8 protein-coding genes and 1 pseudogene are annotated in these 12,441 nt (G+C 36.3%); 1 reads left to right on the top strand and 8 read right to left on the bottom strand.

The window, feature by feature from the left end; genetic code table 11:
• Positions 1–116: 116 nt before the first annotated feature.
• Genes truA through folE form a run of 3 tightly spaced genes read right to left on the bottom strand, consistent with a single transcriptional unit; the run spans position 117 to position 2,115 of the window.
• On the bottom strand, positions 117–911 hold the full coding sequence (gene truA / locus HMPREF1052_RS01875) for a tRNA pseudouridine(38-40) synthase TruA (protein ID WP_005758937.1): 795 nt from the start codon (positions 909–911) through the stop codon (positions 117–119).
• A 52-nt stretch (positions 912–963) separates the two neighbouring features.
• Positions 964–1,416, bottom strand: a complete 453-nt coding sequence (locus HMPREF1052_RS01870; RefSeq protein ID WP_005758820.1) for an AAA family ATPase — start codon at positions 1,414–1,416, stop codon at positions 964–966.
• Positions 1,417–1,458: 42 nt separating this feature from the next.
• Positions 1,459–2,115 carry a GTP cyclohydrolase I FolE gene (gene folE, locus HMPREF1052_RS01865; RefSeq protein WP_005758953.1) on the bottom strand — a complete coding sequence of 219 codons (657 nt, stop codon included), beginning with the start codon at positions 2,113–2,115 and terminating at the stop codon, positions 1,459–1,461.
• Positions 2,116–2,340: 225 nt separating this feature from the next.
• On the opposite strand from folE, the gene asnS reads away from it, so the two are divergent.
• The gene (gene asnS / locus HMPREF1052_RS01860) at positions 2,341–3,744 is read left to right on the top strand and encodes an asparagine--tRNA ligase (protein WP_005759043.1); all 1,404 of its coding nucleotides are present in this window, start codon (positions 2,341–2,343) and stop codon (positions 3,742–3,744) included.
• 129 nt (positions 3,745–3,873) lie between these two features.
• Here asnS and HMPREF1052_RS01855 read toward each other — a convergent pair whose 3' ends face one another.
• The 5 genes and pseudogenes from HMPREF1052_RS01855 to HMPREF1052_RS01835 all read right to left on the bottom strand — a co-directional run bounded on the left by HMPREF1052_RS01855 (position 3,874) and on the right by HMPREF1052_RS01835 (position 12,186).
• A complete protein-coding gene (locus HMPREF1052_RS01855) occupies positions 3,874–5,466 on the bottom strand; it encodes a glycerol-3-phosphate dehydrogenase/oxidase (RefSeq protein ID WP_005759107.1) in 1,593 nt (530 codons plus the stop codon).
• A 233-nt stretch (positions 5,467–5,699) separates the two neighbouring features.
• The gene (locus tag HMPREF1052_RS01850) at positions 5,700–6,116 is read right to left on the bottom strand and encodes a hypothetical protein (protein ID WP_005759166.1); all 417 of its coding nucleotides are present in this window, start codon (positions 6,114–6,116) and stop codon (positions 5,700–5,702) included.
• An 84-nt stretch (positions 6,117–6,200) separates the two neighbouring features.
• The gene (gene cysB / locus HMPREF1052_RS01845; protein ID WP_005758798.1) at positions 6,201–7,172 is read right to left on the bottom strand and encodes an HTH-type transcriptional regulator CysB; all 972 of its coding nucleotides are present in this window, start codon (positions 7,170–7,172) and stop codon (positions 6,201–6,203) included.
• A 363-nt stretch (positions 7,173–7,535) separates the two neighbouring features.
• Positions 7,536–10,147, bottom strand: a pseudogene (locus HMPREF1052_RS01840) (restriction endonuclease).
• A gap of 53 nt (positions 10,148–10,200) precedes the next feature.
• Positions 10,201–12,186, bottom strand: coding sequence for a site-specific DNA-methyltransferase (locus tag HMPREF1052_RS01835; protein ID WP_040596182.1), 1,986 nt, complete (start codon positions 12,184–12,186; stop codon positions 10,201–10,203).
• Positions 12,187–12,441: the final 255 nt, after the last annotated feature.

The following is a 12,441-nucleotide window of genomic DNA, read 5'->3' as shown; positions in this document are numbered from 1 at the left end:
TAATTTAATTAGCAAAAATACGATATATCGCATTTTTTTATAAAACAGTAAAATTGTGCTTATTTAACCACAAATTTAACTTATTTTACACTATTTTATTTTACAACTGCTCTGACCTACCATAAATCATTTTCTAAAAACAATGGTCCTAATGGGCTCGTTGGTAAATTATAGTTTTCAGGATAAGTAACATGTACTAGATATAACCCCTCAGGTTTAGCTGTGGGAGCAGCGAGAGAACGATTTTTTTGTTCTAATAGCCATTTCATCCATTCTACAGGCTGACGACCACAACCTACTTCCATTAAACTGCCAACAATATTGCGTACCATGTGATGCACAAAGGCATTAGCTTTAATATCGACAATAATAAAATCACCTTTTCTAATCACCTGTAAATGATGAATATTACGCCAAGGGGTTTTAGATTGACATTGTGCGGCTCGGAATGAAGAAAAATCATTTTCGCCTAATAAAAATTGCCCAGCTTGTTGCATCAAATGATGATCAAGCTCAAGATGGGTATGCGTAATGCCATAAGGCAAAATAGCTGACCGTAATTTATTACAATATAAAATATAACGATAACGTCTTGCGGTGGCACTAAAACGAGCATGAAAATCGTCTGGTACTTGTTTTGCCCATTTTACTGCAATATCATCAGGTAAGTTGGCATTAGTTCCAAAAGCCCAAGCTTTTTCTGGACGAATAGCATGAGTTTCAAAATGTACTACTTGACCTGTCCCATGAACGCCAGAATCAGTACGCCCCGCACAAAAGACTTCAATCTTTTCATTTGCCACAAAAGAAATGGCTTTTTCTAATTCTTCTTGCACAGAATGGACTTTTTCTTGGCGTTGCCAGCCAAAATAATTCTGCCCGCTATATTCAATCCCAAGCGCAATTTTCATTATTGATTACATCCATTAATATCTAAAAATTTTTATAAAGTTTACCGCACTTTTACTCAATGATCATCTCACCTTCAATTGGTAATTCATTCAAGCGATTAAACATACTTTTAACAACCTCATCTGAAACTTGATGGATATTGTTATAGAAAGTTTTTAAACGATAAATCTCCACTTGTATATGCTGTTTTTCAGCTTGCTTGATCATACGATAAATTTCATTGCGATTAATACCCACATTACTCACGATGATTAAACAATCAAGTGCGGTATGTTTTTGACAAAATTTAAAGGCGGACTTAAGAGCATTACGCGCTTTTAGTTTTGCTTCTTGAAAACGTGATTCGCTCCAAACATAGTTGTTGCCTTCCATCAAAAATAGATCATTTTCAATATGAAAATATTTACTTTGTGGATACGATAATTCAAATTGGGCAATTTGTTGTTGAGCGAAAGTCGTTTTACCAGAGCCAGAATGTCCACGAACAATAATGAGTTTTTGCATAATTAAAAACAAAAACGCAGAATGTTGATTCTGCGTTGAGGATTATTTATTGATTAAAGTTAAAAATTCTTTTCGAGTTTCTCTATCTTGTAAGAATACACCACCAAATGCGGATGTTACCGTATAACTATTGCTATCTTCTATACCTCGACATTTTACACAGAAATGGGTGGCTTTCATATATACAGCAACATCTTCCGTTTCTAAAATCGTTTGAAATGCTAATAAAATTTGTTCTGTTAACCGTTCTTGAACCTGCGGACGCTGTGCAAAAAATTTGACGACACGATTGATTTTAGATAAGCCAATTACCCATTTTTTCGGATAATACGCAACAGAAACTAAGCCATCAATAGTCACAAAATGATGCTCACAAGTACTGGTCAAAGTGATATCATTGACCAATACCATCTCGCTAACTTTCATGCGATTTTCAATATTAGTAATTTTAGGAAAATTAACATAATCCAAGCCACTAAAAATTTCATCTACAAACATTTTAGCTAAACGAACAGGTGTTTCTTCTAAGCTATCATCTGTTAAATCTAACCCGATTAATTGCATAACCTCTCGCATATGTTTTTCAATATGCGTACGACGTTCGTCTTTAGTTTGAGTAAGTGCAATCATCGGAGTTTCAATTCCTTTTTCGATTAATGCATTACGGACTTTCTCCGCCTCTGCTGAAATTATTGTCATTAACTCTCTCCGATAAATTCGTCGCGCTATTCTAGCAAATTATGAAACAATAAAAAACCAACATATTCACTTTCAGTAATGAAATTTTCATGACATTCGAATAAGTTAAAGCTAGGCTAAAGTATACTTAATATTACATTTAATTTTTGGTAAATCAGACAACTTAAGGTAAACTACTCTGCGTTTCTATTTTAAAAAAATTTAAAACAAATTTTGAGGTTTAAAATGTCAAAAATCGCATCTGTAGCTGACGTGCTACAAGGTAAAATTGCAGTTGGTGATACTGTAACCGTGCGTGGTTGGGTACGTACTCGTCGTGACTCTAAAGCTGGGCTTTCTTTTTTAGCCGTTTATGATGGTTCTTGCTTTGATCCTATTCAAGCCATCATCAATAATGATATCGCAAATTATGAATCGGAAGTTTTACGTTTAACTACAGGGTGTTCTGTTATTGTGACCGGTACTGTTACTGAATCTCCAGCGGCAGGTCAATCACTTGAATTACAAACAAGTTCTGTAGAAGTTACTGGTTGGGTTGAAGATCCTGATACTTATCCAATGGCAGCAAAACGTCATAGTATCGAATACTTACGAGAAGTAGCTCATTTACGCCCACGTACGAATATTATCGGCGCTGTTGCTCGTGTTCGCCATTGTTTGGCACAAGCAATTCACCGTTTCTTTAATGAACAAGGTTTTTACTGGGTTGCCACACCATTAATTACTGCTTCAGATACCGAAGGTGCTGGGGAAATGTTCCGTGTTTCTACTTTAGATTTAGAAAATCTACCTCGTACTGAAAGTGGTAAAGTTGATTTCAGCCAAGACTTCTTTGGCAAGGAATCATTCTTAACCGTATCTGGTCAGTTAAATGGTGAAACTTATGCTTGTGCATTAAGTAAAATCTATACCTTTGGACCTACTTTCCGTGCAGAAAACTCAAATACAACACGTCACCTCGCAGAATTCTGGATGGTTGAACCTGAAGTTGCATTCGCCACTTTAGCAGATAACGCAAAATTAGCAGAAGATATGTTGAAATACGTATTCAATGCAGTATTAAAAGAACGTATGGATGATTTAAAATTCTTTGAGAAACACATTGATAAAGATGTCATTTCTCGTTTAGAAAGATTCGTTGCTTCTGATTTTGCTCAAATCGACTATACAGATGCCATTGACGTATTATTGAAATCAGGCAAAAAATTCGAATTCCCAGTATCTTGGGGCATTGACCTTTCTTCTGAACATGAACGCTATTTAGCAGAAGAACACTTCAAATCACCTGTAGTTGTTAAAAACTATCCAAAAGATATTAAAGCATTCTATATGCGTCTCAATGAAGATGGTAAAACTGTTGCGGCAATGGATGTTTTAGCGCCTGGAATTGGTGAAATTATTGGTGGCTCACAACGTGAAGAGCGTTTAGACGTATTAGATGCCCGAATGGCTGAAATGGGATTAAATCCAGAAGATTACTGGTGGTATCGTGATTTACGTAAATATGGTACTGTTCCACATTCTGGTTTTGGTCTAGGTTTTGAACGTTTAATCGTATATGTAACAGGTTTACAAAACATTCGTGAAGTTATTCCATTCCCTCGTACACCGCGTAATGCGAGTTTCTAATTAACTAATTAAAAGGACTGGGTCCTGTGCAGTACAGAACCCAGTCCTCGAAATTAAAAGTCTACTTTTAAAGCCCTATCATTTCAGGGCTTTTTAGTTTATAAAAATTGTTAAAATTTAACCGCACTTTTAAGCTTGTGGCTGATAATCTACAAGCAAATAATGGCGAGCCACTTCTAAGAATTTAGCTACTTGTTGCTGTTGCCATTGCTCATCTTTACCTAACTCTTGTGCCATAATATGAGCCACTTTAGCTGCACTATCAATAGCTGCTCGAGAATCTAAAAATAGCATTCTGACACGACGTGATAATACATCTTCGACCGTTTGAGCCATCTCTTCACGTACAGCCCATATCACTTCAGCGACAGTATAAGGTTGGTTTGGATGAAGTTTTTCTGCCATTTCCGCATGGCTATTCATTAACTCTTTTAACGCTGGAATATCCGCCCCATACACATAAAGATGATCGTTTAAATTCACTTGTTCACGAGGAATATTTCCGTGAATAGATAGATTTACAGTAACACAAGGTTTGGCGACTAATTCTGAATGAACTTTTAATGCTTCATCAACAGTATCTTCTGACATTTGACGATAGGTTGTCCATTTACCACCTGTAATTGTCACTAATCCACTCGTTGGATCGGTAATCACTTTATGGCTACGAGAAACTTCTTTTGTGCTTTGTCCTGCTTTTTCAGGTGCCGCTAGTGGTCGTAATCCTGCAAAAATAGACAACACATCATCTCGTGTTGGTTGTTTAGTAAGATACTGCCCTGCGGTATCCAAAATAAAAGTAATTTCTTGTTCTAGTGGAATAGGCTCGTAAGAAGGCTCTTCAATTAACGTATCTGTTGTTCCAACCACAATACGATCATGCCAAGGAACAGCAAATAATACTCGTCCATCAGAGGTTTTTGGAATCATCAAAGCATCATCACTTGGTAAGAATGATTTATCTAAAATTAAATGAATCCCTTGACTTGGCACAACAAATTTTTTATTTATGCCATGATCCATAGAAAGAATATCGTTCATAAATACGCCAGTAGCATTAATAATGGACGTTCCCAATATTTTATGTTCTTGCTGGCTTAATCCGTCAATAAATGTCACACCATCGATTTTACCTTGGCTATTTTTATGTAGCTCGGTGACTTTGGCATAATTTAAAACTGTTCCGCCCTGCTCTACAATTGTTTGAGCGAGGTTAATGGCTAAGCGTGCGTCATCAAACTGCCCATCTTTATAAACTACCCCATTTTTAAGATCTTTATCATTTAGGGTCGGTAAGCGATTTTTAGCTTCTTGTTTGCTAATCGCAATTGTTTTGCCGAGGCTTAATTTCCCAGCTAGATAATCATATATACCCAAGCCGATCCGATACATCACACTATCTTTCAATGTGTAATTAGGAATAATAAAATTCTGATTTTTAAATAAATGACCCGCATTTTTAGCTAAGCGTCCACGCTCACGTAAAGCTTCTTTAACTAAAGCCACATCACCATTAGCGAGATAACGTACACCACCATGCACTAATTTAGTACTACGGCTTGAAGTCCCTTTAGCGAAATCATAAGCTTCTAACAATAAAGTTTTATATCCTCTTGAACTCGCATCTAATGCGATGCCTAATCCACTAGCACCACCACCAATAACAATGAAGTCCCATTTTTCAACTGAACTGATTTTTTCTAATTGTTCATTTCTTTTCATATTAGGTTCTCCTAAATAAGCTTCAAATAAAATGTTCGTTTTCGAACATTTAACATTCGAAATAGTACATTATTATTTATTCCAATAAAAGAGAATAATTATTATTTATATTTATTAAGTGGGAAGATTAGAGGAATTTTCTTAAAAATGTGATCTGCTTCACGGTAAATCTTATCAAGAGCAAAAAATGACAAAAAAAGACCGCATTTTATCTGTGGTCTTTTAGTTTGTTCTTATTTTTTGCAATTATTAGCAAATTCTTTTAAGTAGTCATCAGGTAATGTATAAAAATCTGAAGATAACTTAAACTGACTGTGATTAACTTTAATAAATTCTTCAAGGCTAAGTACTTGTGTCGTTTTCTTTTTGATATTGTAAATATAAAATTTTTGCTCATCCGTATAACAAAGTTTATCTCCCTCTTTATAGGTCGAAACCGCTCTTGCTATCAAATTAGGTTCTTGCAACATTGAACTTAAATACCCCGTAGGCACAATTTCTTGTTTGTCACAAACTAATCTATCTTGAAATACAGCATCGCCAGATTTTACCGAACAACCAGTAAGTTTAGTCATATAAATGGTATAAAACCAAAATGCAAAGAATGAAAAAACAATTAAAATGACAAAATATTTCACTATCTTTTTCATAGCATTCCCTAATTTTTTCTAAAAAATTACCGCACTTTATCAAAAAAGTGCGGTTCAATTATCTACAAAATTTAATCTATCGAATTATTTTTGCTCTAATTCAAGACCATCAAATAATTTTTGTACTGCCGTTTTATCCCTTCGCTTCTCAGCTTTTTCTACTAATGTACGAGTCAGATGTGGTGAAAAATAATTAATAAAATCATACATATAATTACGTAAAAAAGTGCTATGTTTAAAGGCAATCTGCGTCATGCTTGATTTAAATAAATGACTTGCATCAATCTTTACTAAATCAGTATCTTCTGGAGTATGTGCCATAGAAGCAATAATGCCAACGCCTAGCCCTAAACGCACATAAGTTTTAATCACATCAGCATCCGTTGCCGTAAAAACAATATTTGGCAAAATACCTGCACTACTAAAAGCATAATCTAAATCTGAAACCCCAGTAAAACCAAAGGTATAAGTTACTAATGGATATTTGCCTAATTCCTCAATAGTAAGATTTTTACATTTAGCTAATGGGTGACCAGGATTCACAACGATAGAACGATTCCACATATAACAAGGTAATAACACTACATCATCGAATAAATATTGAGCTTCTGTAGTAATAGCTAAATCCACTTCACCTGATAATAACGCATCATACAACTGATTTGGTGATCCCTGATGAACATGCAAACTAACATCAGGATATTGTTTAGAAAAACGCTCAATCACACCAGGTAGCATATAACGAGCTTGTGTATTTGTCGTTGCAATACGTAAAACCCCGTGATTTGGCTGCGTATATTCATTTGCAACAGATTTAATTGCCTGCGTTTTGACTAACAATTCACGAGCAATCGCAACTATTTTATTGCCTGCAGGAGTGATCGCCTTAATATGCTTACCATTACGCTCGAAAATTTCCAAACCTAGTTCATCTTCAAGTAACCGCACTTGTTTACTAATTCCTGGTTGTGAAGTATAAAGCGCATTCGCAGCTTCAGTTACATTTAGATTTTGATTTACAATTTCTACAATATAGCGAAGTTGTTGAATTTTCATAAAATATTCCTTTTGATGCACCCTATTATGATATAAGTGAACTGTCTTAAATGTTAGGCTAGATATACTCAATTTAATAATTAAAATAAACTTAATTTTAGTTGTAATATACCAAAAATTCTTATATTTAACCTATAATAAAAAATTTCTATTGAGCATATATTTTTAATAAACACCATCATAATATAATGTATATTTCTGTAAAACTAGAATATGAGCTGTTATCTTGACATAGAAGAAAATTTACATTTATTTCCTTATAAGTTAACAATTGATAATTTTACTTCATATAGTATATTTTCACGAAATATTTTATTCACCTAATAATAAATAAAGTTTAGTTACATGAATACTCAAACAGTCCTATAATTCTTTTTTATCTACTTTATAATATTTGACTAACTCTCTCACTTTCTGCACAACCTGATAATCTAAATCTTCATAAGCCGCAAAATGCTTTCTCGCATAGGCAATTTTCATCTGCTCGCTTTCACGCAATTTGCTTTCATCTACGCCCGCTTGAATACTTTCGGTATTTTTCGTTTCGGCAACCAAATAGATTTTATTTTCGCCTTTGAAAACCACTGCCCAATCGGGATTGTAATTGCCAAGCGGCGTTGGAATTTTGAACTTCGGCGGCAGTTTGAAATAAAATGCGACCTGTTCGCTGCTTTCACAATCTTTGGCAAATTTGCTTTCGGTTTGGCTGTCTAACGGCAAGTAATTTTCATACACCGTTTTGGCGGAATGTTCCACACTCACCGTATATTGATTTTTAAAAAACTCAAAATCATTGAAAATCGTCATCGCATAGGTTTTATCGGCAATTTTGTGATATTCCACACCGTCTGCCATAATCCCTTGTAACGCAAGGTTAATTTGCTCTGCGACTAAATCAATAAAGCGTTGCGGATTAGCAAAAACTGTCTGCAAGCGGTCAGATTTTGTCAGAATTTTGCAAAGTGTGAGCGGGTTAAGCCCGTTTTCTTCTGCAAGGCATTCAGCAAATCAGGAATCGCCCAATCTGTTTGGCTTTGTATTTCACCGCTGCGGCGATATTCCGTTTCAACGCCGTTTTCACTCATTTTGATTGCCACTTTTTCGCTTTTGATTTTTGCAGCTTGAACCTGTGGCATTTTGGCAAGATTTTGCACCGCTTTTTCCACCAATTCGCTGTGTTCAAACTGCACCAGATAGCTGGTTTTATGCTTAATCCTCTCCCAAATGGCAGCAAAATCAGGGTGTAGGCTGAAATCTTTGCGATAACGCAACATCGCTTTATCTGCTTTGTTTTTAATATGGCTTTTCGCAAACTGCACACCGCAATCGTCTTCAATTTCCCGTTGTAATTTTGTGGCAAATTCCTCGTAGCTTTCATTGGCAATCACGGTCAGCACATTTTGCGTTTTATCGTGATAACGCACGCCCGTTTGATCTACTGGCAATCGCAAGCCACGCCCAATTTCTTGGCGTTTTTTGATCTCGCTTGCAGTGTCATTCAGCGTACAAATCTGAAAGACATTCGGGTTATCCCAGCCCTCACGCAAAGCGGAATGCGAAAAAATAAACCGTAACGGATTATCTAACGAAAGCAACCGCTCTTTATCACGCATAATCAGCTGGTAAGTGTCGTTATCCGCCTGTGTGTTGCCATTGGTGTCTTTCGCCACGCCTTTTTTATCTTGCGAAAAATAGCCGTTATGCACGCCTGTTGGCTCTGCCTTGGCGAGTTCTCGATAAATTTCCTCAAACCAGCGATAAAATTTGCCGTCATTGCGGTAATTTTCCACTTTATCAATGAAAAACAACGAAAGCACCTTAATGCCAAGCGGTCGGAATTTGCGTTCTTTTTGTAAATGTTCGGCAATGGTGCGGCGGATCTGCATTTTTTGCAGTTCTTCTTTCAACAGCGAATTATCTGCCCCTTGATAAATCTCTACGCCATTGGCAAAACTGATTTTCTGTTCGTCTAAATCCATTCCGCTTAAAATATAGCCCCGATAACTTTCGTTTTGGTTGGAAAGCTCAAACAGATCTTGATTCGGCTTTACGCTTACCACTTTTTTCTTGGTGGCTTTTTTGTCGTTATAGAGAATTTCTACTTTCGCCGACCAGCTTTTGGCTGCCGTTCTAATCTCTTTTAACGCCACAAATGCCCCATTCACCTCGTTATCGGCAAGCACACTATCCACTTCAATTTGCTTCACCAGCCCCATTTCATACGCCTGCACAGGGTTTAGGCTGAAAATCGGGTTATACGCATTTTTGTGGGTTGCCGAATAACGCAAGGTAAAAAGCGGGTTAAGGCTTTCAATCGCTTTACGGCGGATCTCGGTTTCCATATTTTGTGGCTCATCAATTATCACAATCGGCTTTGCTGCTTGAATATGGCTAATCGGTTTGGTGCCGCTTTCATTTTCTTTGTTGATGATATTTTCATCTTTGGCGAACGCATCAATGTTCATCACCAAAATCTCAATATGGCGGCTTTCAGCAAAGTTTTTGAGGCGAGAAAGCTGATCGCTGCGATATTCAAATTTTGGATTGACGCTCGGTTTGTCAAAGGCTAAATCAAAGTGTTCTTTGGTGGCAACTAGTGTATGCAACACACCTTCCCGAATCGCCACACTTGGCACCACAATCACGAATTTCTGCCAGCCATAGCGTTGATTTAGCTCAAAAATCGTCCGTAAATAGACATAGGTCTTCCCCGTTCCTGTTTCCATTTCAACGGTAAAATTTTTGCCTTGTTGCTCAATCAACGTGCGGTCAAGCGTGTGTCGGTTTTGTTGTGCCTCTAAATTTTGCTGTAACTGTTCATCGCTCAATGCTAATTCCGCATTGGCATTGACCCGAAAATCATTCGGCGAATGCAGTGAAAAAACATCGGCTGATGGCGGCTGCCCATCAAACAGGTTCAACACCGCTCGCACGGCATTTTGTTGGTAGTCTAGGGTTTCAAATTGAAGTTTCATTTTTATCTCGTTCTTTTTCTTCCCTCTTTGGGGGAAGAAACGGTTATTCAGCGTTAAATCACCACAAACGCAATACCGGCATCGTTCATTTGCAATTCGGTATTTTTCTTCAACGCATCGTTGTTTGCAAACAAGCTGTCTAACGCCACCACTTTTTGTGGGCATTTTGCAAAAATCTCATCAAAATTGACCGCTTGTAAATCGGTTAAAAGCAATGCTACCGTGATATTTTCTTCTTCCACCCAAAATACGCCGTTTTCCCACCGCACTTTTGCGGTCAGTTTCAGCCCTAAACGCAATAAAATTTCATACAGCACCGCTTGCGGTCCTGCGTCTTTTTTCAAGGGCTCAACAAACATTTCCAGCTGATCGGCTAGATTTTCTTTGGTTGGCTGTTGCCATTGTTTGAAATGGCTGTCGGTGAGCTTAAAGACTTTAAAGCCTGTATCAATTTCTTTATGTTGTTCCGAAATTTGTTTTCCTGCTCGGCGAATACGTTCTTTGGAAATTTCGGCAATATTTGTTGGTTTATTTAATTCATTGCATAACTCATATGCTAATTTCTGATCTTTATCATCTGGATCTAAAATCTCAGGAATTTGTACGCAAATATATCTACGCTTTCCATTATCTTCATAGTTGAGTTTCATTACAGAATGAGCTGTCGTACCACTACCACAGAAAAAATCTAAAACTAAACAATTTTTATCATCTTGCATTTCGAGTAATCGTTTTAATAATGCAACTGGTTTTTTACCATTTGGAAAAGGAATGTTTCCTTCTTTTGTTAAATTTTTTGTCTCAGAAACAAAATCCCAAAATGTTCCTTGCATTTCTTTTTTATATAATTCCCCATTGATTTCTTCCGAAACATCTTTGAGCCAAGCTAATAATCTAAAATTATCTCCTTTATAAAATTGTTCATATAAAATCCCCTTATTTCTCCCACTTCTAGGGATATACTCAATAGAAAAAAAGTCATTTTCAATACTTAATTCCGATACTGCTTTCATAACTCTAGATCTTATTGAACTTTGTGGCATCGCTGTTTGAAAAATTTTAGTTGCATATTTTTTATAAATTTCTTTCTCAGGTAAATTTTCTAATTTTGATAGTTCTGATACTGAATTAATTTGATATCCTTTTCTTGAATAAATTTTGATTTCATTGCCTTCGCCATCAACAGTAGAACAAATATAATTAGCATTACCTTTATCAACTAATACACTTGTATATTTCCAACTTTTCCCTGTTTGTTTATACTCTTCAACTAATTCACTAATTTCTCTATATTCATAAACATTTTCAAAACCATTGAAAGATTCGTATGATTTAACATAAATTAATAGTATTTCTACATTTTTCTTTAATCTTTTATCTTCACCACCGCCAGACGCACCAGCTATATTTTTCATATTAATTGCTATAGCATTAACAAAATTCTCCTCCCCAAACACTTCATCACACAATAATTTCAGCTGTGCCTGTTCGTTATCATCAATAGAAATAAAAATCACGCCGTCATCTTTGAGCAAATTGCGGGCGAGGTGCAAGCGTGGCAGCATCATATTGAGCCAGTTGCTGTGATAATGCCCGTTCTCTTTGCTGTTTTTCACAAAGGCTTTTTTGAGTTTGCCCTGTTCGTCTAAATCGCCCACTGCCTCGGCATATTCCGCTTTGCTTTGAGCAAAACTATCGTTATAGACAAAATCATTGCCCGTATTGTACGGCGGATCAATGTAGATCATTTTTACCGAATTAAAGTAGGATTTTTGCAAGGCTTTCAACACATCCAAATTTTCGCCCTCAATGAAGAGATTTTGGGTGGTGTCGAAATTCACACTCTCTCCCACACAAGGAGTAAGCGTTTTAAAAGTGGGAGATTGTAAGGTTTGATAAGCGGCAGATTTGCCCGCCCAGTTTAGACCGTAGCGGTCGGGAGAAGTCGCAATTTGATCGCCAAAAAGCTGTTGGAATTTCTCAAAATCAATCTGATTTTCAGAAAAAATTTCAGGTAAAACCGATTTTAATTGTTGCAGTTTAAGTGATTGAAAATCATACTCTTGCTGTGCTGTGCTGTGCTGTGCTGTGCTGTGCTGTGCTGTGCTGTGCTGTGCTGTTTGGCATTGTGGTATCTCTAAAAATGTTGTCAAGTAAAATTTTTCGGCTAATGCTATTTTTTGCAAAAATATTTAATTTTTTTATTTAGATTAAACGAACTTCTAGCTACTAAATAACATCAAATAGTTATAATCACTTTAATAAGATTATTTTATCAATATATTAATGACCTC

The sequence above is a fragment of the Pasteurella bettyae CCUG 2042 genome, assembly GCF_000262245.1.
In the GTDB taxonomy this organism is placed as follows: domain Bacteria; phylum Pseudomonadota; class Gammaproteobacteria; order Enterobacterales; family Pasteurellaceae; genus Basfia; species Basfia bettyae.
This window is presented reverse-complemented; position numbering and strand designations above follow the sequence as displayed.

Bases quoted from the DNA above. Each gene is read 5' to 3' on its own strand.
- folE (WP_005758953.1), bottom strand. From the start codon at position 2,115: ATGACAATAATTTCAGCAGAGGCGGAGAAAGTCCGTAATGCATTAATC.
- HMPREF1052_RS01870 (WP_005758820.1), bottom strand. From the start codon at position 1,416: ATGCAAAAACTCATTATTGTTCGTGGACATTCTGGCTCTGGTAAAACG.
- HMPREF1052_RS01850 (WP_005759166.1), bottom strand. From the start codon at position 6,116: ATGAAAAAGATAGTGAAATATTTTGTCATTTTAATTGTTTTTTCATTC.
- truA (WP_005758937.1), bottom strand. From the start codon at position 911: ATGAAAATTGCGCTTGGGATTGAATATAGCGGGCAGAATTATTTTGGC.
- cysB (WP_005758798.1), bottom strand. From the start codon at position 7,172: ATGAAAATTCAACAACTTCGCTATATTGTAGAAATTGTAAATCAAAAT.
- HMPREF1052_RS01855 (WP_005759107.1), bottom strand. From the start codon at position 5,466: ATGAAAAGAAATGAACAATTAGAAAAAATCAGTTCAGTTGAAAAATGG.
- asnS (WP_005759043.1), top strand. From the start codon at position 2,341: ATGTCAAAAATCGCATCTGTAGCTGACGTGCTACAAGGTAAAATTGCA.